The organism is Schleiferilactobacillus harbinensis, from assembly GCF_008694105.1.
GTDB classification, from domain to species: Bacteria; Bacillota; Bacilli; order Lactobacillales; family Lactobacillaceae; genus Schleiferilactobacillus; species Schleiferilactobacillus harbinensis.
Genome location: NZ_CP041364.1, coordinates 190441 through 215194, shown reverse-complemented (window position 1 = coordinate 215194; position 24754 = coordinate 190441). Strand labels below are relative to the sequence as shown.

Genomic DNA, 24754 nt, shown 5'->3' with positions numbered 1-24754 from the left:
GGTCCCGCGCATAATGGTCCTCCTCGAATTCTTGAAAACAAAGCAATGGCGCTACAGCCTCTGCGGCTGTAACGCCTATTTTAGCACAAAATGAAATTATCCGGCATTCACCGACATGTGCTGCGGATCATTGGTCTTGGCTTCCTCTTGAGCGGCAACAGCAGCGGCGGAGCGTTGGGGCAGACGCAGGTAAACTGTTTCCAGTCGCGACCCGTCCATATGACCCGTGACCAGCTGCAAACCGTAGCCGATATCCAGTGTCATCGGATGGCCGTTGGTGGGGATACTCCCCAACTCCGTGACCACGTATCCGGCGATGGTATCGACGTCATCCGCCGATAAGTCCAACCCGAATTCATCGTTGAAATCAGTGATGGTCATTTTCCCAGAAACAACGAACTCATAGTCATTGACCTTATGGTACAGCGTGGTCACGTGATCGGATTCGTCGTCGATATCGCCGACGATTTCTTCCAGCAAGTCCTCAATGGTGGCTAAGCCCACCACGCCGCCGTACTCATCCAGCAGAATAGCCATTTGCTGCTGGGTCTTCTGCATCTCGCGCAGCAGTTCATCAATAGTGATGGTTTCTGGCACGAAGAGCGGTTCGGACATCACGTCCGCGATCTGCAAGTGATCGAAGCCCACAGCCCGGGCCCGCTTCAGCAGGCGCTTGATGTGGACGATCCCGACGACCTCATCCTTGTCGCCCCGGTACACCGGGACCCGGGAGAACGGTTGGGACAGAATATCATCGATATTTTCCTGGTCGTTATCCTGAATGTCGATCATGAAGGCGTCCGTCCGGGGCACCATCACTTCCCGGGCCATCTTATCGTTGAAGGTGATGATCCCTTCCAGCATTTGATACTCATCCGGCCGAATCAGCCCCGTCTTGCGGGAGGTTTCGATGACCTGGAGCATTTCTTCCCGGGTCATATTATCCTCTTCCCGCTTGACCTTCTGGCCGGTCAGCTTCGTCAGAATATTGGTCGAAGCCGACAACAACCAAACGAACGGTTTGGTGAACGTACTGGTGAACTTAACGATGCCGACAGTCGCCTTAGCGACCCCCTCTGGATTGGCCAGCGCCACTTGTTTCGGGAAGAGTTCCCCGAAGACCAGCGATATGTAGGACAACGCCAGGGTAATGATTACTGTCGAGGCCTCTTCGCCCCACGCGACATCCCCGAAGACTGGTGCCAAGCGCGATGCCATGGATGTGGCCGCACTGGCGGAGGAGAGAAAGCCGGCGAAGGTGATGGCCACTTGAATCGTCGCCAGAAATTGACTGGAATTGTTCATCACCAGCAGCAGTTTGGCTGCCTTCTTGTCGCCGTCCTTGGCTTCCGCCTCGATTCGCGGCCGATTAACGGATACGATCGCCATTTCCGCGGCCGCGAAGATCGCGTTCACCGCTGTCAAAATGACGATCAAAATTATCTGACCACCCATGCTCGTACTTCCAGGGTCACCACTCATTATAGAACCACACTCGCTTTCGATTGAAAAAATGTAATATTACTAGAATTATAGCAACGCAACCGGGTGAATACAAGCCGGCCCCTACTTATCTTTCTTCGTCGGTTCTTGGGGCAAATGCCAGCGCACCGGCGTCGTACTGAACTCCGTCAGTTCGCCCTTCTCCCGCAACACGCGGATGCTGTGCCAATACTGAACGACGGTCTTGACCACAGCATAGATCGGTACCCCGATGATCATGCCGATGATGCCCCATAGATTGCCCACCACCAGCAGCAGAATAATGATCGTCAGCGGATGGATATCCAGCGCCTTGCCCACGACATTGGGATAAATAAAGTTGCCGTCCAGCTGCTGAACGATAACGACGACGACACAGACTAGCGCCGCCTGCTCCCAAGAAATCGTGGACGCGATGATCAAGGCCGGCGCCAAGCCAATATAGGGTCCCAGGTACGGAATGATATTCATGAAACCAGCCACCACGCCCAGCAGCAGCGCGTAAGGCATCCCAATGATCAGGTAACCCAGGCCGGTGAACGTGCCGACAAACAGCAGCTCCAGCGCTTCGCCCGCCACATAGTGGGAAATCGTCTCGTTCATCTTCGTCAGGACATCACTGATCTGATCATTCAGCCGATTCGGGAAGAACCGCTGAATGTTGGGGATCAGCTTGTGCCCATCCTGCAAGAAGTAATACAGCATGACTGGGACCGTGATGGCCGAAATCACCACACTGCCCACCGAGGACACCACCCCGCCAATGTTATTGGATACACCGCTCAGGACGGAGCGCAAGATCGTCGCCGGATCCAGCTTCAACTGAGTCAGCGACTCCGTTAAATTGAAGCGGCGCAATAGCGGCGTATTGAGAAAGGCGGTGGAGGACTTGCGCAATTCGCTCAAAAAGCCGGGAAAGTTATCCACCACCTGGGTCACTTGCTCGATCAAGTTGGGGATAATTGCCGCAAACACCAGCGCCACCGCCGCCAGCAAGAGCACGAACAACAGCACGATGGCCATTCGCCGGGGAACATGAAGCTTCATCAACAATTTGACCAGCGGATTGAGCATATAAAATAGGAAACCCGCCGCGATGATCGGGCCAAAAAGTGTACTAAAAAACGTCGCGATAGGCGTAAACACCCAGCCAATTTGCGAAAACACCCAAACCAGCGTCGCGATGACCAGAATCTGGACCGACCAGTAAAACAGCTTCGACTCCCGCATTTCCTTGAACATAACGCTCCCTGCCCTTCTTCTTCTAGTTTAGCAGACCAGTGCCGGAAGAAGTAGAAAAGCCGCCCCGCTTTTCCGAAGAAAATGCAGGGCGGCGCGGCCGGATTGACTTAACGCCGAGACGACTTCCCAAGGAAATCGTCTCGGATCAGATGGTGCGACTATCAGATACTGCCGTTGTCACTTATGGTATACGTCACTGTTGACGTGTACTTACCCGGTGTAATTATTTGGGGCGGCACAGTCAGGTTGGCGTTTGGATAATATCGCTTGATTGAATTGACGTCGTAGCTCTGCGTATCTGGTTCCTTCATTGGATCGACGTAGAATAACCGAGATGACGAGTAGCCGTCAGACATCAAGCCATTGACATCTGGTCGGTGTTCGTCGACACTGTCGATCTGTGTGCCGGCTGCGTCCAGATAAGGGTTGCCAAGAATGACGTTGAAGTTGTTATACCCAGTATCGGTCATTGAACGTTTGAACGGGTTCATGGTGGCTGAAAGCATCCAAGTATACGTGTTTGTATATGGCAAACCATCATTTTCTTGTGCTTCAAAGTACGCATCAGCCTTGCCAGCATCGGTCAACTTGTAGTTTGCAGCAGTAGTCGGCGTTGTGTTTTTCCCAAAGTCAAAATTCGGGGCATGGAGCAGGTTAACGCCTTGCGAAATCTTGAAGTCAATGGCATTCGTCTGACCCAGCAATTGTGAACTGCTCATAACCAGATCGACTAACTGCTGATTGTACGCAGTCGCAGTCACCCCGCTCGTACCAACATGGTACGCATAGGTGTAAGAGAAGTTGGCTGGCACTTTACTGAATTGCGCCGAATACACATAGTACTGGGCTTGAATCTGGGTGGACTGCTGACTTGTTGTATTGGTCACTGTTGCCGTTGAACCATCGGCGGAAGTCACCACTGGCAAATCATCAATCGTCGTTCCTGCGACTTTAGGCACCCAAATTGAAAGTGTCTGACTCGTATTCTTGCCCGCCGTCGATACTGTGGCGTCCGCTTTGACCGGAATCTTCTGACCGTTGTCAGCAGTTGTGAGGAGATGGGTCGTGGGATTGCCGGTTGTATTGAAATACTTCTTGATCTGGTACGTGTTAGTTGATGGTGTTTCGCTGTTCCGAATGATCAGATAGTTCGCTGTCGCTGTGTTATCGGCCGCACCAAGATTTAACGTGTAACTGTTTCGAAGCGGTACAGCAGCTGCTCGGGTTAAATCGACCTGTCCATAATACACACGGGAAGTGTCGGTCTGATTCCAGGGCAGTTTGTAATTAAACGTTACGGCCTGCGGATCGCTTTGATCATCATGGGTAATGCCGCCGGCCTTGGTAGAAGGCTGGGTTGGATCAGGCAGCACATTGGCACTCGCTGCATTAAATGACATCCCGTGTACCTTCGTATCCATGTTCTGAATACTATCCCAGTTAGTATTCTGCTTTTGGGTATTGGAGGCAGATACAGTCCCTCTGAGGTTGTCACTTTGGGCGGTTTGGACCACCAAGCCCAACGGATCACGCCATGTGCCCAGCTGTTTGGTCACGCCACCGCCGGCATTGAGCTGGGCGTCGCTCACAATGTAAGGGCTCTGACCATTCAGTGTAAGTTGCGGTTTCAATGGTTGAGAAAGGCTGATTGTAGCATCTGCCAGTGCTAAAGCACCACCGCCGCTGTCCATGGTTCCGGTGTAACGCCATCTCCCCTTATCCAGAGACGACGTAACACTTGTGGCTCCCTTAGCCGCATTAGTCGCGACAGCCGGTTTCGTTGCAACTTCCTGACCAGCTGTAACGCTGAGATTGTTACCGCCAGTTCCTGTGCTTGTATAAACCGGCACAGGCTCATTACTGCTCGGCAACGTTCCCACACCATTGACGTAATTATACAGCGAATAAACATTGGCGTAACGCTGCGGTTTGACGACCCCCGCAGTGGTTAGCTTTGCCGTGTTGGTCTTATCAAAAATCGGGGTATATTGATCAATATAGTTGGTCTTGAAATCCGCCGGTTTATCGATATTGAACGGGGAGCCATCATTCACTAGTACCCCATCATTAGCCGGATCGGGGGACGCGGTACGGTATCTTAAGTCGGACCCAAATTTACCCTGGGAATGCATTGTGTCAGTGAATGAGGTGCTTTCTGTACTGTCATCGTCAGACCAGTGCTCTCGATCGTATGGGACGATGGCCCCCGTCCAAGATGTAAAGTTAGTGTACGTTGGGTATACAGTCCCCCCTTTATCTGGATTGGCCGAATCAGTAATGTCATCCTTATTGATAACTGCATAGTCCGCTGGAGTCATCCCAGATTGGCCAGACTGTCCAGTTTGGTCTGCTTGCACAATATGCAGCGCCTTACGTAGTGGACTGGCTGCATCATCAGATTGTCGATCCAGTCCGCTAGTTGTATTATAAGGATCAACCAGCTGTGAAGAATCGTACATGGTAATCCGAATCGCACTCGTTGATGATGTCCCATCACCCATATTAAATGTGCCGTCAGCATTCGGTGCTGCGAAGAAACGTCCGGCCGTAAGCGCCTGTTGATCTTTGGATGTTCCCGCAGTGTATTTTGACATATCAAAAGAGAAGTTTATATGGGCTGTACCTTTAAATGTACTCTTACCAAAATATGCACTGATTCCATTCAATAAGTCTGAAATTATATTGCCCCCAGTACTTCTGAAGCTTGTTTCATTGCCCGTAATTGCATTAATCATTGAAATCATTCGTCCGGTTTGGCCTGTCTGAGTCACAGGACTCTTATATCCCCCAAGCAAAATACTACCTGGAATTAAATCGTATATACTCCAAAGTGACGTGACGCTCGCCGCGGGCACGTTAGTTTTGGGAAATAGAGGCTGAATGTCGTCTCCAGTTTTTTTAATCATATTGAGAGAAGAATCATCCAGCGAAGTACCCGGAGTACCATAATTATATTGTTTATTGTCAGTAGCTGTACCATCTGCTCCCAGATTATCCAAAGTTTGCGCTGATGTTGGACTTATTTGCCTATTGTGTAAATAATCAACGTAATCAGCATTCCCGTCTTGCAGTTGCAATTGATTATAACCATAAGCGGTGGGTACCCATGTTGACCAAAGCGGAATTCCTGTCCAATGGCCATCAACAGTTGCCTTTTGATTCATCCAGAAAGGAATCCCCTTCACCTTCAAATAAAACGTTTGTGGATGAGCTGGATCAAGATAAACATGGTGATCGAACTGCATGGGAAAGTTGATGCTGACGCTCTGCCCCAGCAACGATACGGAATCAACCTTTAAATAGTAATACGACTTATCCCATGCAATACTTGATGCAAATGCCTTAGTGTCAATGCCCTGCGCAACTTGAACCCGAACCATAACCGCCCAGTCACCAGCCATCGTGGCGTCTACTGTACTTTTAGACCCTGCCACTGCGGCCTGAATTGGGACGTTCCCAGTAGCTTGCATATAACCACCATCAAATGACTCGTTATTGGCCGTATCCAAAACGTACTTTCCGTTGGATAGTACCATTTTTGACTTGGCTGGTGTTGAATCCGTACCTGTCCCCTGACTAAATATTGCTTTTTGCTGGGCAGCCGTAAGATTTTGGCCAGCCCATGCTCGACTAATAGTTAATGGGTCCATACCAGCGGTTGTGTTACTGCCGAAATCTACCAGACTATCTTTATTTACATAATTCAATGAAAAATAAGGGCTGCCATGACTGTTGCCAGTGTTCTTGAACGAAATTGCTACTGGTGATGCGGTTGTTTTACCATTCCAAGCTGATGAAATATTTGACACAGCATTCGTTCCAGCATTAGAAATATCCGGCGACAAAGGCATCCCAGCGCTTGCGCCAGACCAGCCATTGTACCCCCATTTAACAAACGATCCCTCACTTGGCTCTCGCTCTCGGCCTAATCCTGGAATCTGGTACATACTCCACGGATTGCCTGTAGGTGTAACTACTTGCGGTATCCCGCTGCTATTTGTCTTTGTTGAAAGCGTGCTATTATCCAACACATCCCCAATGGTCACCGCCTTCACCTGCGGCCCACTACCAGCAATCAACGCACCCCCCATGAGGGCGGCCAGTAGGAGGCCGACGAGTCCCTGCTTAGTTCTATGTCTCTTGATGATCCTCATCAAAATTCCCCCAGTAATTATGTCTGAAATCCTAAGTATCTTAATGCTTTAATTTATCCCAAAGCCGTTCGCCATGGCGGCGGCCTTTATTGTAGATCAAGACCCAGCCGGCAATCATCAAAATGATGATCAGTATCACCAGAATAACGACGATGATCATGTTGCGCCGATTGGGCGACGAGTAATCAGCCAGGGCTTGGACCTGGCTTTGTTCAATAGTGAAATTGCGGGTGATGGTTTGGCGGGCAACATTATTGCCGGCCACCACCAGTGTCATGCGGTACGCCCCGGCGGGCAAGTTATGTATCGGAAACTGCCAATTGAATCGGCTTTGCGGGGCGACCTTGCCGTTTTGGGCGGTCGTATGGATGACTCGTTTCTTAGTACCGCGATTAGTGACCGTCAGATCGGTCGTCAATGCGTAAGCGTACATTGGAGCGTCGTTGCTGGTGGCCAGCCGCAGGGCCAGCTCACCGGCTTCCGCCACGGGCTGCACCGCGCCAAACTTCAGCTTGGGCCGCTCGGTGTTGATATTACTGCCTTGGAGCACGACGCTGCGCTGATAGGCCACTTTCTGCCGAATCGGCGTCGCGGTCGTGGTCACATCGGCTTCTGAATAGAGACCGCCGAGAATCATACCCGAAAACTGCTTGGCTGGGGCCCGGATCGTAAACTCGACGACTTTCACCGCTGCCGGCGCCAGCGTCACACTTTTCTTCCTCGCCCCTACGACTAATGAGGCAAAACTTGTAGCCGTCTTGGGATACACGCTGGTGGCCGCCTGACTGTATATAATCTGCGGATTGCTGTCGGTGGTGCCGTTGTTGGCATAGACATCGACGGTAATCGGCTCGCTGCCGATATTGGCGACCTGCAATTGCAGGGTCTGCGTCTGGTTTGGCGTCAGTCTGAGCTGCCAATAATTCAACGCGCCATCCACCTGATTGGGCGGCAGCACCGCACTCACGGCGTAGGCCTTCTTCGGCGTTTTTGTGGCGGCGCCATGCACAGTGACGGCACTGCTAAACAAGCCGACCAACACCGCCAGGATGCTGAGCAGCCACCACGGCCGGATGATATATTTCCTGGGCACGACATCACCTCCAATGAAACCAGTACTCTTACCGGCAAGAATAACGTAAGAATCAGAATCCGTTTTCCGAAAATAGTCGGCCAAACTCCCTATTCACAACTATCTGAAATGGTAGCATCACAACGGTTAAAAAACAACGGGTGTTTTGCTTCACTGGCCTAGTTATTCCAGATTTCCATCGGAAGTTCCACTTCACCCATTTTTTATTATATACCGCTCAGTTCCCACTGGTATTTCAGAAATGACAAAATATCATTTGAACCCGAATTGTCAAATTAAGTGCAACAGTGAAGACTCATCCATGTGAATTGGTTTAGGTAGTGGGCAGGGATTCCTCCAGGCCCAGGGGGGAGGCCTGGAGCGCCGCGATTGCGCTGCGGTATCCAAGGCACTTCCTTAACCGGTGGTTTAAGACATCTTGGCTCTTACGAATCTTCTCCTTAGAGACTTCCCATAGTGATTGACCCTTTGGAATGAATTCTCGAATCAAGCCGTTGGCATTCTCGTTACTGCCACGTTCACTGGGTGTATAGGGATGGCAGTAGTAGATCTTTGTTCCTCTGAGTTGGTCCAAGAGGGCGAACTCAGAACCGTTGTCGAAGGTGATGGAGTGGAATAGATAAGGATCATGTGTGTTCAGAACGTATTGCATGGCCTCTAAGCAAGTCCGGGCGTGATAGTTTGGGATCTTGTAGATCAGCTCATAACGTGTGACACGTTCTGTCAGGGTGAGTAATGCTGGTTGGTCGGCAGAACGCTTCCCCTTCACCAGGTCGCCTTCCCAGTCACCAACAAACCAGCGGTTATTGATTTGTTTGGGCCGCTTGTCGATGGACGTTCCAGCGATGCGTTTATTCTTACGCGCATGACTACGGCCTGGCCTTTTCTCGCGACGCCGCAACTTCTCAGGCAGATCCATGTTGGTCACTGACAACAGTCCGGCATCAATGTAGCGATACACGGTCGGCGTTGAGGGGCACGAACGATTAGGCCAGAGTTGCTGGAACTGATGCACGTACCCATCAATACTTTGTTCACGATACGCATGCTTCTTGATCTGAGCGGTCAGCCAGTTAAAGAAGTAGGTACACTTCTCCAACATGCTCTTGGCGTGGGAATGGGTCTGTCGTTCTTCGTGTTGTCGTTGGGCAGCATCAAAGAAGTAATCCTTGTAGTAATGATAATTCGAATCCCGTTGCTGGACTCGGCCGCGCTTAAGCTCACGGCTTACCGTACTAGGGGAATGATGGATGATGTGTGCAATATCGCGAATGGAATATTCATGGGAGTGCCAAAGCGCATCAATTATTCCGCGCTCGCCCTCTGTGAGTTGAGTGTACGAGCCGAGACTGTTAGACTGATTGTGGGTCATGAAGGTCACCTTTCTTGGTAGTTTAGTCGCTTCAAGGATAGGTCTTCATGGCCTATTTTGTTAAATCAACCCGGTCGATTGGTCTAACTCAATCGGTGTTGCACTTCAATTTTAAATCCGGCTATCATTTGAAAATTGGTATTGACATATTCAGGCAGCGTCGTGGAACCGATCGAGCATGGTATAATACGGACATATTGACTGACTTTTAAACGAAAGAAGTGGCTTCCTTGGCAATTGAAATCACGACCTCCCTGAGTTCTCCTGTATACGACGACGCCTTGGCCATTCGCCAAGAAGTGTTTGTCCAAGAACAGCACGTCCCCGCTGACTTAGAGGTGGACAGCGACGAAGGCAAAGCAATCTATTTCGTCGCCTACGATGACGACCATCACGCCGAAGGGACGGTGCGCCTGGTACCGGATGAGCACGGCGTCGGCGATGTGCAGCGCATGGCGGTACGCAAAACCGACCGGCACCACGGCATTGGCCGGGTCCTGCTGAATGCGGTGGCCGACTATGCCGCGAAGAACGCCTACGCGGCCCTGCTGCTGCATGCCCAGGTGCACGCGATTCCTTTTTATGAGAAATTAGGCTATACGCTAACGGATCGGCCGGAATTTTTGGATGCCGGCATTCGCCATCGGGAAATGGTCAAGCCGCTAGCCGCCGATGCTAAGGGAGCTAACCATGTCCAATAAGAAAATCGCCGCGGTTTATCTGTTCTTGTTCCTGCTGCCCTATTTATGTGCCCTGCTGGTCATCGGCACCAGCTACAACGCACTGGTGCTGCACAGTGCCAGTCTCTGGCGGACCTTCGTCGGCGCCGCGGTCGGGGCCGTGGTCATGAGTGCCTTGAAAGTCACCGTAGAACGGCCCCTCGCCATCCTGGTGGCCAACGCCACCCGGCCCCTGCTGCGGGACATTCTGGACTTCTTCAAAGTCGATGGCGACATGAAGAAACGGGTGCTGAACCTGGGCATCGATTTCGTCTTCTGCGGGGTCGCCACTTGGGTAGTGCGCAACGTCTTTCCCCGGGAATGGATCATGTGGTCGCTGATCGGCTGGCTGATGCTGATCATGTTCATTTCGGTATTGATTGGCGGATATATCGATTATGATTTACTCAGTGTGGAGCGGACGGGCACCAAAGAGGTTCAAGTCCGCAACCCACGACCTAAATCAATCAAGACGAATAAATAACGAACTATTTGGATTAAAAAGGCGCTCTCACAACATCTAATTTTCTGAAACCATCCCTATCCATGTCCGATACGGACTTTCAAGCACAACAAAAACGCCCTTCATCTGGAGGGTGTTTTTGTTGTGACCGATTATAGGGAACCGTTATCGGACAACAGGTAGGTAATCGTGGAAGTGTATTTACCATTTGTGATGGTTTCTGCCGGCACCGTTAACCCGGCCTTGGGATAGTAGCGGGTCAATGGATTCTCTGTATTATCAACATCACCCTGCAACCGATTCAACTCGTAGAGTTTGGTTTGCTGATTGTTTGAAATCATGTCGTGGGGGTAATGGTTGAAATACCGCATTTGGCTGTAGTCCCACGCTGGATCGAACGCACCGGTAACGTCGACCGGAGTAACGCCGCTTTCGCCAGTACCTTTGACGTCCGTCCCCGGTACACCCAGACTGGTCCTGAAGTCCGTGTACTGCGTATTGTGGTCCGCACTGGTAAAGGGCCCCATTGCCCCATACAAGGTCCACGATCCGATGTGATTCGTATTATCCTGCACTTGGAAGTACGCATCTTGCGGATCAGTCAGGCTATATGGTGCATTGGTTCCCGTTGCACTGGGCGTCTGATGTTTACCAAAATCGAGTGATGGCACATGAACCAGGTTTTCGTTCTTGAACTCATTGAACGAAATGCCATTGGACACCCCTAACGCCTGGGTACCATTCACCGCCAAGTCTTGTAATGACCGCTGATACGGCAGTTGGGTCGGATCCGTGATCTTGTACTGGTAAGTAAACTTGAATTCCTCCGGGGGACTCGCGAACGATACTTGATAGGAAGCATATTTCTTATCAATATCCCCATTCCCCGACGAAACCTTGGTCGGACCACTGGTTAGTGAGTTGCCTGAATCACTTGTGGTGACTTGCGGTGTCCCGTCAATGTCTGCACCCGGGACAATCGGAATCATCAACGTAACATCTTTCCCATAGTTCTTGCCGCCAAGCTGATTACTGATACCTTCAGTGGTCACCCCGACATCTTTGCCAGTGTCACCGCTCTGAACAAAGTGGACGAGCGAACCATCCGAAAATTGCTTCTTGATCGTATACCAGTCTTTATCTGGGGTGTTGTCATCAATGACCAGCATGGTATCATCCGAAGCCGTGTTATCCACGTTAGCGCCCAGCTTGTAGCTGTTGACAATATTGACCTTGGTGTTATCTCGATCAACATCTGCATAACCATAATATAGAATCGATGTCGGGTCGCTTTGCAATGGTACTTGAAATTTACCCACAGCCGAACCGTCTGAGTTGAAACTCATGGCTGTGTTGTTCGCCATATTTTGGTTTTGATCAAGTGCCACATCATTCTTGCTAGAAAAGTTGCCGCTCAACAGTTTAGGTGTTGGACTGTATGTTACCCCTTCGCCAGTTTTGTTCCAAGCGTCTTGTTGTGTCTGCTTCGTGGAGAAGCCGAGATGCAAATTCGACGCATTGGTCCCGGTGGCCAACGGGTCCCGGAAGTACCCCACCGGCTTGGTCTGACTCTTGCCGCCTGTAATTTCACTGCGGTTGACGTAAATCGGGAAGTAATCGGACAAATCAATCGTCGGTTTCAACGACTGATTCAACCCCAACGTCGCATCCGCCAGAGGTAACGTATTCAGCGTCCCGGTGTAATGCCATTGGCTGTTGTTCAACGCGCTGTTGATCGTGGTGCCGTCAAAGTTGACGCCATCATTGGCTGTCACGGAGACTTTGTTGTTATCCACCCCGTCATAGACCGCTTTAGGTGTTTCCAACGGCGTCGGAGTACTCTTGGAATAATCGTACAACTGATACACGTTCGCGTACCGCTGCGGTCGAATCACGCCGGCGGTGGTGAACTTATCCTTGTTAAAGACCGGTTGATACGCTTGCTCCTGATTGTAGAAAGTCGTCTGGTCTTGTACTGGGAATGCTTTTCCGTCGTTGACCAAAATGCCGTCCTTCGCCGGATCCGGCGTGGCACTGCGAGAATTCAGATCACTAGCCAGCTTGTCCTGGGAGTGCAACGTATCTGTTGCAATCTTCGGTAAAGGCTTGCTGCTGTCGTCAGCCCAGTGGAGCCGGTCGTAAGGGGTAATTGCCCCGGTCCAGGAAGTAAAGTTCGTGTACACCGGATAAGGCGTTCCTTTTTCACCCGTTTTCACCAGGGCATAATCTATCGGCGTGACCCCCGCTTTTAAGTGCTGGAAAATGGCGTCGTTACTGGATGCTGAATTGCTGTCCATTGTATTTGACCCAGTCAACACCCGATACGGGTCAACCAGCTGAGCCGTGTTAAACATCGTAATCCCAAATCCACGTCTGTCGCCGGACTGCAGCCCATCACCATCATTGATTTTTCCGTCTGAATACGGCGCCGCAAACAATTTGCCCGACGTCAACGCTTCTCGGTCTGCGCTACTGTGGTCAGCGTATTTCGAAATGTCGAACGTAAAGTTGATATGTGCTGTACCCTTGAAGTAGTTCTGGGTAAAGTATGAGGCAAGGTTGTTGATAATCGGGGCAACGATGATGCTATTAAGTGCACCTAAAATATTCCCATTGGTTGTCTTACGATCAGCTGACTGCATCTTAGTAACACCGTTCAACATAGCCAAAGTACGTCCGGTTAGCCCCGTTTTGTAAACCGGGCTTTCAGGAACTAACGTGGTGAGAATGACCGATGCTGCCCAGGACGCAAATTGTCCAAGCAATCCCTGACCTTGTAAAGGATCAATGACTAGCTCGTGAGCTATGCCATACCAGGCATCCCACGGCATCCCACGGCCAGTTCCTTGCGTTTGAAACTCCGGCTGACCATTCAAATCGAGGCTATTGTCTGAATCACTATCTAGATTATCCAATGGCTCCATTTGACCGCCATCATAGTATCTGTTGTGCAGGTAATCCAGCGCATCTGATTTTGGCTTTTGCAATTGCATCTGCGCACTTGATCCATCCGAGGGAATGTTATAGCTAAACGGAATTCCCTTGACCTTCAAGTAAAAATCATTGCCGTCTGGATTGTTCTTGTCCAAGTATATATGATGATCAAACTGGAGTGGAAATGTTAGATTTTTGAATGTGATTGGGATCTTAATAGGGATAAATAAAAAATTATAATCTATATTAAACGTGTACGTGTCCAGAGTTAGGTAAAAATACGAGGAATTCCAAGCAACGGTACTTGCCAAGTCCTTTGCATTGACGCCTTTGGGTAAGTCAACCCGGACCATAACCCCCCAGTTGCCTGCCATGATCGCATTGATTGTTGTCGGGGTGGTGGCAATCCGGGCTCTAATTGGAACGTTTCCGGAAATCTGCAGATAGCCGCCGTTGAATGATTCGCCATCTTTCAATTTTCCAGTATTGCCATCCATCTTACTCTGTACGCCATCGGGATTATACAGATAGTGGTTGGCATCGGTATCAAACGGAGTTGATGACTTGCTGAAATTATTGGCAATATCCGCATTGCCATAGTCAACAAAGCCAAGCTTATTGACATAGTTAATAACGAACCACGGATTACCGTGCGTCCCGTCATCCGAATCCTGGAATTGAATATCCGCTGGCGACTCAGCTTGGGGCGAGTTCGTCGTCGAATCCATATCCTGATAACCAGTTCCTGACGAATCCGGCGTCGTCGATAAAGGCGCCCCAGACGCTGCCGTCCCAGACCGTACAAAGGACCCTTCATTCATCCCATGGTCCCGGGAAACGCCCTGATTATTCGTCAGCCCAGGCACTTGATACATATTCCACGGTTGCCCATTCTTATCCTTGGGTACTGTGGTTCCAGTATTATCGAGTACATCCCCGATTGTATCGGCGGCAACCTGAGCCGGCTGCCCTAGCCACAGAACACTGCTCGCCAGGATTACGAGTAACAGCCCCCAGACTCCCTTCTTCATCAAATTGCGTTGCATGACAGATCCCCCCATTACGATTGATTACCGTTAAACACTATGGTTAATGACTCTAAATAACATTTCTTTGGTTGAAAAGCTTTGTATGTAAACCAGACCACAAGATAAAAAATAGTAGTCCAATCAATAGGCCCAGGCAGTTTATCACCAAGCCATTTTCTACTGTAACACTTGTTACCGGTATTCCCACTTCGAATACGGAAAAGTACGCATATGAAAACTGACATAACAGATGATACGCCTGTATTGTCAAATACCAATTCAATTTTGAGGAAAACAAAAACCGGGCGGCTGCAATTACTTGCTGCCGCCCGGCATAATGGGGTTTTGCTAATTAATCGTCATATTCGTCCGGCTGGCTGTCTTGTTCCTTGCCAATATACATGATGCCGGCGTGGTCGCAAATCTTGTCCTGCTCATCCATCCGCCAGCTGTCCACCAAATACGGCTTGCTGGTCATGGCCAAATGTTCCGGAATTTTCAGCTCAGACTTTTCGAACTGCTTCATCAGCCGTTCGATCCCTTGATTGACCCCGATCTGGTAGATGACCGTATCGGCAGTTTCGGTGTGCACTGCCGCCTTACTATCCGGCAGGTCGAAGGTAACGAAATCGCCGAACTTTTCTGTGCCCACTGGGAATAAGGAACCAATGTAGTACACGAAGGAGTATGGGGAAAAGACGATCAGGGCGGTCCGGTTCTTTTGCCCGGTCTGATGCGCGTCCAACTGGGCCGGCGCGTCACTGTGCATGAATTCCTCCCAAGCTGAATAGAAGCTGCCGTTACCATCCATCATTGTGGGCAGGTAGGGATACCCGATCATCCGCATTGCGTCCACGTTTTTAATTTCTGCCATTGTGCACTCCTCTTTCTTCTTTAATATACATGATAAAAGCCGAGGCTGACCCCGGCTTTTTTATTTTCGAGACTATGATTACAACTAGCGGCGATGAGACAGCTCCAAATACCGCTGATACCAGATGTCGACGTACTCCTGGGAAAACGGCCCTTTGCCGTTATTGATCCAATCCACCAACACCTTCACGTTCTCCTTGAGGATATGGTCGATCTCCGGCGAATAGGACCAGCGTTTGGCGTGGGCTTCGTATTCGTCCACGTCCAGCAGGCGCTTTTCGCCGTCTGGAAACACTTTTACATCAAGATCGTAGTCGATGTATTTCAAGGCTTCCTTGTCAATCACAAACGGGCTGGCCAAGTTGCAGTAATAAGACACCCCGTTATCGCGGATCATCGCGATGATGTTGAACCAATATTTACGGTGGAAATAGACGATTGCCGGCTCGCGGGTCAGCCAGTGACGGCCATCCGATTCGGTCACTAAAGTGTGATCGTTGCACCCAATGAGCGAATTCTCGCTCGTTTTGAGCACCATTGTATCGCGCCAGGTACGATGTAAGCTCCCATCATGCTTGTAGCTCTGAATCGCAATATAGTCTCCTTCCTTGGGAAGATGCACTGCGAACCCAGCTTTCGTGGAACTGTTAGTCACTAAGAATTATAGCAGAAATGCCAGGGGGGCTCCACCCTGGCATTTTCTACCTTAATCCACCGACTTCAACGCCTCCAGCATATCGACGTTCTTCAGTCGATGATTCACGAAGAAACCCAGCAGCAGCGTGATGATGGCCACCACAATGAACGGAATGATGAAGCCCATGGCGCCCAGCGCCGGATTGAACATCACTTCATCCGGCGGCACCGCCCAGAGGATATAGCGGTGCAGCAGTTCGCCGAGGACGTAACCAGCTGCGATCCCGAACAGGGAGAGAATAATTGTCTCCCGATAGATATACATGGTGACTTCGTTGTTGTAGAAACCCAGGACCTTGATCGTGGACAACTCACGCATCCGTTCGGACACGTTGATGTTGGTCAAGTTGTACAGGATAACGACGGCCAGCAAGCCGGCGATGACGATCAGGACCATCATGATCTTGTCCAGGGAGTTGACGATGACGTTAATCTGCGAGCGCAGCGTGGTGTTCTGCACCACCCCGGCGACGCCGCTGAGTTTCATGAACTTCGCAGATTGCCGTCGCGTATTGCTGGTGCTGCGGTCCTTCAGATTGATCAGATCGGCATTGGTCGAGAAGGATGTGTCGAACGTTCGGGCATAAGCTTGCGGGCTCATGAACGCGAAGTGGCCCATGTACATCTCGGTAATCCCGGTCACCTTCATCCGCCGCGGAGTATTGTTCGCGTCCCGCAGCGTGATGGTGTCCCCAACTTTAGCCCCCAATAGATTCGCCAATCGTTCAGAAATAACGACACCACTATTTTTGAGTGTCAGCTTCTGCTGAGACTGGCGATTCACGAGCTGAATGTAATCCGTGAAGGACTGGGTGTCGCTAGGAACGATCAGCTTGATTTGCTGTGTATCGCCGCTCTTACCGGCGACCCGGGTCAGCTGCTCGTAGTGGACCTTGGTGTGTTCTTTGACTGCCGTCTCGTCTAGCAGTTTGTTGATCTTCTTCTGTTGACTGGTCGGCACGTAATCCGTGTGGGCGACGATCATGTCGTAGTGCACCAGATCACCGAATTGGCGGTCATTGATGCCGGCAATCGAATGCTGCACGGCTAGGCCGGTGAAGAGCAAGGCGACAGAGCCGGCCACCCCGAAGATGGTCATGAACATCCGCTTCTTGTAGCGGAAGATGTTGCGGGCCGTGACTTTGTGGGTGAAGCTCAGGTGCTTCCAGATGACCGTGATGCGTTCCAGAAAAATCTTCGAGCCGGCTGCTGGCGGTTTCGGCAGCAGCAGGGCCGCCGGCTTGTCCCGCAGTTCCCGCATGGCCACATAATACGCGGGGACGACGGCACTAAGCAGAGCTAACGCGAAGGCAATCAGGGTCACGCCCCAATGGATGTGGAATTGAATCCGCGGCAAGGTAAAGCCGGTGGAATAGGCGTTGTACACAATGTACGGCAGCAAGGTGTGACCCAGGATCACCCCGAGCACCGTGCCCACCATACTGGCGGCGAAGCCGTAGATGGTGAATTTCTTGATCACGTCGCGGTTATCGTATCCCAGCGCCTTCAGCGTGCCGGAATTGATCCGTTCTTCGTCGACGAACCGGGTCATTGTGGTGATCGTCACCAAGGCGGCGACGAAGTACAAGAAGATAGGAAAAATCGCAGCTAAGGAGTCAACGATCCAGGAAATCGTGCCATAGATCTTATAGCCGTCGCCCCAAGGGACTTCCCGCCGGGAGTCGCGGGCATAAACCGGTGCTTGCAGATGCTTCAGCGTGGCCTTGGCCTCTTTTAGGGTGGCCTCTGCCGTCGCGATTTTCTTCTCTGCTGCCGGTTTGGCGTCGTTAAACTTAGCCAGACTGTCTTGGTACTGCTTTTCCTTCGTGCTTAATTCCGTTTTAGCGGCGGCTAATTGCTGCTCGCCCGTTGCCTGTTGCGTTGCTAACGTCGATTTAGCCGTGGCTAATTGGTTAACTTTGCTTTGCAATTCGGTACGAGCCTGGGCAATTTTGGCCGCATTTTGCTGATATTCAGCGGACTTCTGGCTTAGGGTGTCCGTTGCGGCCAACCAGGTCTGCAAGCCGCCGCGGTACTGGTTCTGCCCGCTGTTGTAAGCTTGGACTCCTTGATTGTATTGGGTCAGCCCGGCTTGGTATTCTTGTTTCTTGGCGACTAACAGTTTTTCACTGGCCGCCAGTTTGGCCTTTGCCGCCGCCAGGGCTTGGATGTTGTCCTGGAGCTTGGTCTGGGCCGCGGTTAATTCTTGGGCAGCAGCGGCGTACTTCGCTTGGCTGGCATCCAGCTGGCTGCGCGCGGCCTGCAATTGCTGGGCGCTTTGGGCCAACTGGGTCTTTGTGGCGGCCAGCTCTTTGGCGGAGGCATCAATTTGGTCTTGGGCTTGCGCGATTTGGGCCATGCCGGGGGTGTATTTCTCCTGCATGAAGGTTTGATAGGTACTCTGGGTCTCGCTCAGTTTCTGCTGTGCCGCCTGTAATTGGCCGGTCAGCTGGGCGCGTTCCGCGTCCGTCAACTGAGCGTTCGCCAGTTGCTGGTTAAGCTGATTGATTTGGGCCTGGAGTTGGCTGATACCCGTCGTATATTGGTTCTTGCCGGCGGTGAGGGCGTCCTGCTGCTTGGTCAAGGCCGCCTGTTTTTCATTCAGCGTCGTGTTGGCTGCGTCCCACTGAGCCTGCTTGGTCGCCAGTGCTTGGGCGTTTGCTTGGTACTCTGTTTCTTTGGCATCAAGCAGCGCCTTCTGTTGGGCCAGCGTCTGGGCGGACGCCGTGATTTGCGCTTGAGCGTCATTGATCTTAGCCTGATTGGCGTCGATCTGTTTGTACCCCGCGGCGATTTGGCTCTGCCCCTCATCAATGGCTTGGGCTGCCGCTGCTAACTGCTGCTTGGCGGCCGCCAACTGTGTTTGGGTTTGAGCCAAGGCGGTTTTGGCGGTTTGGAGCTGGGTCCATTTTTGATTGAGCGTGGTTTGCCCGTTATCCAGCTGGGCTTTGGCGGCGTTCAATTGGTCCGTACTCGCGGCCAGCGTCGTCTGCGCGGTTTGGATCTGCTTTTCACCGGCGCTGATCTGGCTTTGGGCACTGGCGACTTGGGTGTTCAGCTTCTCTTGATTAGCACTGATCTGCTGATTGGCCTGGGCAATTTGCGTTTTGGCGGAAGCCAGCTGGTTCTGGGTATCGATCAGCTTCTGTTTCGCCGCGTCGATTTTCTCTTGGCCGCTGGCAATCTTGGCATTGGCCTGCTTCTTAATGGCGGCCAGCCGCTTTTGCGGTTGATTCTTCAGCAAGGTCTTGAGCTGGTCCTTATGGGTGTCCAGCAATTGGGTGTACTGGCTGGAATAGGGATCAACGCCCTGCGTGTTTTTGAACGTCAAGCGGGCCAGCATGTAGTAATCGGACCGGAAAGCCTGCTTGGTGACGACCCCGAAACCCTTCAGGCTGCCGGACCCGGAAGTCGACTGGCCCATGTTCACGTCCGAAATCAGCTCCGCTGAATTAACAAAGCCGACGACTTTGAAGGTGTGCCGTTTCAGGACTTTGTTGCCCAGGGCGTCGGCTTTCTCCGTTACCTTGAACTCCTGGCCGAGTTTGTAGGCTTGTTCTTGCTTCGCGTTGAGGGCGATCTCGTCCGCCTGCCGCGGCATCCGGCCCTTAACGACCTGGTACTGGGATACCTTGGTCGGTGCTGAGAAAATCCGGACACTGGTATCAGTGCCTTGAATGGCGACGTCCTTAAGATAACCGAATTCGGCGTCTTGGACCCCTTTGGCCTGTTTGATGGTTTGTACGTCGCTTTTATCCAACCCATAATCGGCGATGACGGAGACATCAGCGGTGTGGTGCTGATTGAAATACGTCGTCCCTGTGGCCCGCATATCCGGACCGGTGACGTACAGCCCCACCAAGGCAAACGACCCGAGGAGCATTAAGCCCATGATCGAGAAGAACCGCCCCCAGGAGCCGGAGAATGATTTGCGAATGTCTTGCCACAATGCTTTTTTCTTCAATGCTCAACACTCCTTACCATTCAATATTGGCAATTGCTTCGGGATTGGGATTCTCTTCAATCTTTTCCACCTTGGCGTCCCGGAAATGAATCACTCGGTCGCCAATGGGGGCGATCGCCGCGTTATGGGTCACGATGATGACGGTGGCGCCCTGCTTGCGGCTCATGTCTTGAACGATTTGCAGGACCTGCTTACCGGTGGTGTAATCCAAGGCGCCGGTGGGCTCATCGCAGAGCAGAATTTTGGGATTCTTGGCGACTGCCCGAGCAATGGCCACCCGTTGCTGTTCCCCGCCGGATAATTGGGACGGAAAGTTGTTGATCCGGTTAGCCAGACCCACGTCTTTCAGCGTCTGCTCCGGATCCCGGGCATCCTTGACGATTTCTGACGCCAGTTCTACATTTTCCTTCGCGGTGAGATTCTCCACCAGATTGTAAAACTGGAAGACGAAGCCGACATCATCGCGCCGATACGTCGTTAATTCCCTGGCGTTGTACTTGGCGATGTTCTTACCGTCAATGATCACGTCCCCTTCGTCATTGGTATCCATGCCGCCAAGAATATTCAGCATTGTCGACTTGCCGGCACCGGACGCGCCAAGGATCACGACCAGTTCCCCTTTATTCACTGTAAAATCAATATCGTTGTTGGCGACGATGGTGGTGTCGCCCATTTCATAGCGCTTATAGCTGTGCGTCACTTCAATATAAGCCATCTCGATTAACCTCCTAGAAATTAAATCCAACATCGTGTTGTCTTGTGTCGAGTATACGGGGTCGCCTTGGCTTCTAGCAACCATCAAAAAGCCAAAAAGTGTTGGTTTGAACGTCAAAACAGGAAATACACCAACATGTTGTTGCTTTTAATCATCGACCACTGCATAATGAGCCCTGAGGTGATCATCATGACAACCCATGCCAAAGTGACAAAAACGCAGCAGAAAATCAAAGAAGCGTTTATTTATTTGATCCACACGAAGGGCTTCGAACGCCTGACCATCAGCGACATCACGAAATACGCCCACATCAACCGGAGCACGTTCTACGCCCATTATCAAGATAAGTTCGATTTGATCCAGTTCTTTGAGCAGGAATCAATTCAGGCCCTGCAAGACATCATTACCAATCGCCTGGCCGCCGCCATGGTGTCGCCGGAGAATGGCCCGGAAACCATGGTCACCTATGATGCCATCCGCAAGATGCTGCATTATATCGGCGATAATTTCGACCTGCTGCGGGCACTGATCGGTCCCGGCGGTGATCCGCACTTTGTCGATGAAATGAAGAAAATCCTGCGCAGCATTATCGACGCTGATCTGTATCAAGTCAAAGGCAACACAAAAATGACCACGGTAATTCCAGACAACTATGCCCATGAAATCGTGGTCGGTGATATTGCGAATATTGTGACGTTTTGGCTCAGTCAGGACAATCCCGAGAGCCCGGATGAAGTGGCGGATATTATTATGAAGACGCGGTTTATGAGCCCTTACGAGTTGCTGGGAATTGCGGAAACAAATGGTTCAGGCCGGTGACCCAAAACCGCCCCAGACCGCATTTTTCAGCGATTCGGGGCGGTTTCAAAATCAACGATTTATCCTTGCAGCTGTTTGAACGCTGCTTGCAGCTTGGCCGGCGCGTCCTGGCCTGCTTCCGCCGCCACGGCGGGGAAAATGGTGTCCAGGTAAACGCCATCGACTTGATCTAGGATCGGTGCAGGAACCGGCGTGATGGGCAGGCCGATTTCAGCGATCACCGGCAGATCCGTGTGCTGTCGAATCTCCGGGACCAGCTGTTGCAGTTGCGCCGCCGTGGCCTCGGGACCGGAACCGGGAATCGGCATGACGAAGATATAATTCTTCGCGGCGGCCACGATGGGGGCGACGTGACCCAGAGAATTCGTGGTGACCACCGTCACCAGATTCACCCCGGCGGCGGCCAGCGCGCCGGGCAGCGGATCATCTTCCTGGCTCGGGAGATCCAGCACCAGCACGTCAGTCACCCCGAGACTGGCACATTTCTTGGCGAATTTCTCATCGCCGTATTTGTAGGCCAAGTTGGCGTAAATCGTCAATTGCAGCGGCACCTGAGTCTTGGTCCGGGCCGCTTCAATGGCCGTGAAGATGCCGGGCAGGTTCGTGCCGGCGGCTAAGGCTCGCACATCGGCGGCTTGGATCACCGGTCCATCACCGACGGGATCGGAGAATGGCACGGAAATGGCCACCAGTTTAGCGCCGGCCTCGCTCAAAGCAATGATCTGTTCTGTGGTGCTGGTCAAACTGGGATCGCCGGCGACGATTACCGGCACAATGGTTTTAGTTACAGTCGTATTAGTCATCGATTTCTACCCCCCGATACTTGGCAATGCTGGCGACATCCTTGTCGCCCCGGCCGGACAGCGTGCAAATAATAATTTTGTCTTTCGGCAGTTTCGGCGCCATCTTCATCACTTGGGCCACCGCGTGGCAGCTCTCAATCGCCGCGATGATGCCCTCTTCTTTAGCAATATATTCGAAGGCGTCCACCGCTTCATCATCGGTGATCGGGTAATACTGGGCCCGGCCGCTTTCTTGGAGCATCACGTGCTCCGGCCCCACACCCGGATAATCCAGCCCGGCGGAAATGGAATAGACCTTGTCGATTTGGCCGTCCGCGTCCTGCAAGAACTTGGACTTCATCCCGTGGAAGATGCCGGTGCTGCCGTTAGTCATCGTCGCCGCGTTCTCCGGCGTATCCGCCCCCTTGCCGGCACCCTCGGCCCCGACCAGATGGACTTCCGGCTGATCGATGTACTCGGCGAAGGAGCCGATAGCGTTAGAACCGCCGCCGACACAGGCGACCACGTAATCCGGCAGCCGGCCGGCCTGGTCCAGAATCTGTTTTTTCGATTCTTTAGAAATCACGCTTTGGAAATCGTGGACCATCGCCGGGAACGGATACGGCCCCACAGCACTGCCCAACAGGTAGAACGTGTCGTCGGACCGGGCGGCCCAATTCTGCAAAGCGGCGTTGACCGCGTCCTTTAGGACCGCGGACCCGTTAGTCACCGGCGTGACTTTGGCGCCGAGCAGCTGCATCCGGTAGACATTCAGTTTTTGCCGCTCGGTGTCGACTTTGCCCATGAAGATCTCACATTCCATGCCGAACAACGCGGCGACGGTGGCCGTCGCCACGCCATGCTGACCGGCACCAGTTTCGGCAATCAGCCGTTTCTTGCCCATCCGCTTGGCGACCAGGGCTTGACCCAGAACATTATTGATCTTGTGGGCCCCGGTGTGGTTCAAGTCTTCCCGCTTGAAGTAAATTTGGGCCCCGCCCAAGTCCTTGGTCATATTGGCCGCGTAATACAGCAGCGACGGCCGGCCGGCATAATTCACCAGCAGATCATTCAATTCCTTGTTAAACTCTGGGTCCTTGCGCGCCGCGTGATACGCGTCGGCCACCCGTTGCAATTCGGGGTACAGCAATTCCGGAACGTAGGTCCCGCCGAACTCGCCGTAATGGCCCGGTGCCTTAAATGTGTGCTGCTTTTCGATTTCTTGCATGTTACTCGCCCTTTCTGAGAACTAAAGTAGTCAAAAAAAGTCCGTCCTCAAACAACAACTGTTGCTTAAGGACGGATTTTTCCGCGGTGCCACCTTAATTGGGATTCCAGGTTATCAAAATAACGCCAGAGTCCCCGACTTAGCAGAGAGCCAACACTCTCCCGGCAACTGACGTATGCCTAACGTTCTTCCGTACTCCATATGTTTCGGGAAGACCCTCAGTGGTCCATTTATCGACTAGCATCCAATCGCACTCTCAACAACGGCGACTCTCTGTATGGGCCCGATCGACTTGACTTCCACCTCAGCGGTTTGAGGACGAACTTATTTGATTGACTAGGGAGTGTCTGAAAATCCCGAAATCCTGTATACTTCTTGTTAAAAACAAAACGGAGTGTTTAGGATGGTTATACCCAAACGTTATGAAGTAACCGACGAACAGTGGGAACGGATCGCTGATCTGTTTCCAAAGCGGTCAACGCGCGGCCGACCGCCTAAGGTCGACAATCGTACTGCTTTTAACGCCACATTATGGCTTATTCGCAGCGGTGCAGCTTGGCGGGATTTGCCCGAGCGTTACGGCCCCTGGAAGACAATCTACAGTCGGTTCCGGTTGTGGGTTGACGCGGGCGTGTTTGAGCAGATCTTCAAAGCTGTATCTGCCGATGCGGACATGGAAAACGTGAGCTTAGACTCAACCAGCATCCGCGTTCATCAGAAAGCCAGCGGTGCGAAAAAAACGCGGTAAATGCCGATGTGAATCAGTACATTGGCCGGAGTCGCGGCGGCTTGACCACTAAGATTCACGCCATCGTCGATGGCCTTGGCAATCCTCTGAGCTTCTGCCTGAGCGGCGGCGAGGTACACGATAGTACAGTGGCTGCACCGTTGCTCGGTACTATTCCATTGAAGAGCGTCAATGTCCTGGCGGACAAAGCGTACGGGACGCAGGCGCTACGAGACTTCATCACGTCTCAGGAGGGATACTACACAATCCCACCCAAAAGCAATGCAGTGAACCCCTGGCCGTGCGACTTCTATCTTTACAAGGAGCGACATCTAATCGAAGGCTTCTTCAACCAGATGAAGGAGTTCAGGCGTATAGCCACACGCTATGATAAGCTCGCGCATGTCTTTCTGGGCGCGGTTTACGTTGCAGCAATATGGGTATGGCTTAAGTAATTTTCAGA

General features: G+C 51.9%; 16 protein-coding genes. 4 read left to right on the top strand and 12 right to left on the bottom strand.

Annotation, left to right across the window (positions count from 1 at the left end):
• Positions 1-96: 96 nt before the first annotated feature.
• From FMM01_RS01110 to FMM01_RS01090, 5 genes are all read right to left on the bottom strand, one after another.
• The gene (locus tag FMM01_RS01110; protein ID WP_051225093.1) at positions 97-1482 is read right to left on the bottom strand and encodes a hemolysin family protein; all 1386 of its coding nucleotides are present in this window, start codon (positions 1480-1482) and stop codon (positions 97-99) included.
• Between the two features lie 84 nt (positions 1483-1566).
• Positions 1567-2724: an AI-2E family transporter gene (locus tag FMM01_RS01105; RefSeq protein WP_150391462.1), complete on the bottom strand. Its 1158-nt coding sequence runs from the start codon at positions 2722-2724 to the stop codon at positions 1567-1569.
• A gap of 161 nt (positions 2725-2885) precedes the next feature.
• Positions 2886-6878: a hypothetical protein gene (locus FMM01_RS01100; protein ID WP_150391461.1), complete on the bottom strand. Its 3993-nt coding sequence runs from the start codon at positions 6876-6878 to the stop codon at positions 2886-2888.
• A gap of 40 nt (positions 6879-6918) precedes the next feature.
• Positions 6919-7971: a DUF916 domain-containing protein gene (locus tag FMM01_RS01095; protein WP_150391460.1), complete on the bottom strand. Its 1053-nt coding sequence runs from the start codon at positions 7969-7971 to the stop codon at positions 6919-6921.
• A gap of 313 nt (positions 7972-8284) precedes the next feature.
• Complete coding sequence (locus FMM01_RS01090; RefSeq protein WP_150391459.1) at positions 8285-9343, bottom strand: IS30 family transposase; 1059 nt, start codon at positions 9341-9343, stop codon at positions 8285-8287.
• Positions 9344-9573: 230 nt separating this feature from the next.
• Here FMM01_RS01090 and FMM01_RS01085 point away from each other — a divergent pair, with 230 nt between their 5' ends.
• The gene (locus FMM01_RS01085; protein WP_027827585.1) at positions 9574-10044 is read left to right on the top strand and encodes a GNAT family N-acetyltransferase; all 471 of its coding nucleotides are present in this window, start codon (positions 9574-9576) and stop codon (positions 10042-10044) included.
• The gene (locus FMM01_RS01080; protein ID WP_051225095.1) at positions 10034-10546 is read left to right on the top strand and encodes a hypothetical protein; all 513 of its coding nucleotides are present in this window, start codon (positions 10034-10036) and stop codon (positions 10544-10546) included. Before FMM01_RS01085 ends, FMM01_RS01080 begins: the two co-directional genes overlap by 11 nt.
• 131 nt (positions 10547-10677) lie before the next feature.
• Here the strand turns inward: FMM01_RS01080 and FMM01_RS01075 are convergent, their stop codons facing one another.
• From FMM01_RS01075 to FMM01_RS01055, 5 genes are all read right to left on the bottom strand, one after another.
• The gene (locus tag FMM01_RS01075) at positions 10678-14505 is read right to left on the bottom strand and encodes a hypothetical protein (protein WP_027827586.1); all 3828 of its coding nucleotides are present in this window, start codon (positions 14503-14505) and stop codon (positions 10678-10680) included.
• Positions 14506-14839: 334 nt separating this feature from the next.
• Entirely contained in the window at positions 14840-15361 is a 522-nt protein-coding gene (locus FMM01_RS01070; protein ID WP_027827587.1) for a hypothetical protein, read from the bottom strand.
• 84 nt (positions 15362-15445) lie between these two features.
• Positions 15446-15982: a nucleoside tri-diphosphate phosphatase gene (gene ntdP, locus FMM01_RS01065; protein ID WP_027827588.1), complete on the bottom strand. Its 537-nt coding sequence runs from the start codon at positions 15980-15982 to the stop codon at positions 15446-15448.
• A gap of 84 nt (positions 15983-16066) precedes the next feature.
• Complete coding sequence (locus FMM01_RS01060; RefSeq protein ID WP_150391458.1) at positions 16067-20020, bottom strand: FtsX-like permease family protein; 3954 nt, start codon at positions 20018-20020, stop codon at positions 16067-16069.
• Positions 20021-20033: 13 nt separating this feature from the next.
• Positions 20034-20735: an ABC transporter ATP-binding protein gene (locus FMM01_RS01055; RefSeq protein ID WP_150391457.1), complete on the bottom strand. Its 702-nt coding sequence runs from the start codon at positions 20733-20735 to the stop codon at positions 20034-20036.
• 189 nt (positions 20736-20924) lie between these two features.
• Here FMM01_RS01055 and FMM01_RS01050 point away from each other — a divergent pair, with 189 nt between their 5' ends.
• Positions 20925-21554 (top strand): TetR/AcrR family transcriptional regulator, encoded by a 630-nt coding sequence (locus FMM01_RS01050; protein WP_223850028.1) that lies wholly within the window; start codon positions 20925-20927, stop codon positions 21552-21554.
• Between the two features lie 59 nt (positions 21555-21613).
• Here the strand turns inward: FMM01_RS01050 and trpA are convergent, their stop codons facing one another.
• Positions 21614-22357: a tryptophan synthase subunit alpha gene (trpA, locus tag FMM01_RS01045; RefSeq protein ID WP_150391455.1), complete on the bottom strand. Its 744-nt coding sequence runs from the start codon at positions 22355-22357 to the stop codon at positions 21614-21616.
• On the bottom strand, positions 22350-23564 hold the full coding sequence (gene trpB / locus FMM01_RS01040; RefSeq protein WP_150391454.1) for a tryptophan synthase subunit beta: 1215 nt from the start codon (positions 23562-23564) through the stop codon (positions 22350-22352). The genes trpA and trpB overlap by 8 nt, the downstream gene beginning before the upstream one ends.
• A 403-nt stretch (positions 23565-23967) precedes the next feature.
• Here trpB and FMM01_RS01035 point away from each other — a divergent pair.
• Positions 23968-24746 (top strand): IS5 family transposase gene (locus tag FMM01_RS01035; RefSeq protein WP_375708622.1). Its coding sequence is split into 2 segments (ribosomal slippage): positions 23968-24298 and positions 24298-24746, totalling 780 coding nucleotides; the frame shifts between segments, so codons are not numbered across the junction.
• The last annotated feature ends 8 nt before the right edge of the window (positions 24747-24754 follow it).

Coding starts and splice junctions, on each gene's coding strand:
- FMM01_RS01110 (WP_051225093.1), bottom strand. CDS start 1,482: ATGAGTGGTGACCCTGGAAGTACGAGCATGGGTGGTCAGATAATTTTG.
- FMM01_RS01105 (WP_150391462.1), bottom strand. CDS start 2,724: ATGTTCAAGGAAATGCGGGAGTCGAAGCTGTTTTACTGGTCGGTCCAG.
- FMM01_RS01100 (WP_150391461.1), bottom strand. CDS start 6,878: ATGAGGATCATCAAGAGACATAGAACTAAGCAGGGACTCGTCGGCCTC.
- FMM01_RS01090 (WP_150391459.1), bottom strand. CDS start 9,343: ATGACCCACAATCAGTCTAACAGTCTCGGCTCGTACACTCAACTCACA.
- FMM01_RS01080 (WP_051225095.1), top strand. CDS start 10,034: ATGTCCAATAAGAAAATCGCCGCGGTTTATCTGTTCTTGTTCCTGCTG.
- FMM01_RS01075 (WP_027827586.1), bottom strand. CDS start 14,505: ATGCAACGCAATTTGATGAAGAAGGGAGTCTGGGGGCTGTTACTCGTA.
- FMM01_RS01070 (WP_027827587.1), bottom strand. CDS start 15,361: ATGGCAGAAATTAAAAACGTGGACGCAATGCGGATGATCGGGTATCCC.
- FMM01_RS01055 (WP_150391457.1), bottom strand. CDS start 20,735: ATGGCTTATATTGAAGTGACGCACAGCTATAAGCGCTATGAAATGGGC.
- FMM01_RS01050 (WP_223850028.1), top strand. CDS start 20,925: ATGACAACCCATGCCAAAGTGACAAAAACGCAGCAGAAAATCAAAGAA.
- trpA (WP_150391455.1), bottom strand. CDS start 22,357: ATGACTAATACGACTGTAACTAAAACCATTGTGCCGGTAATCGTCGCC.
- trpB (WP_150391454.1), bottom strand. CDS start 23,564: ATGCAAGAAATCGAAAAGCAGCACACATTTAAGGCACCGGGCCATTAC.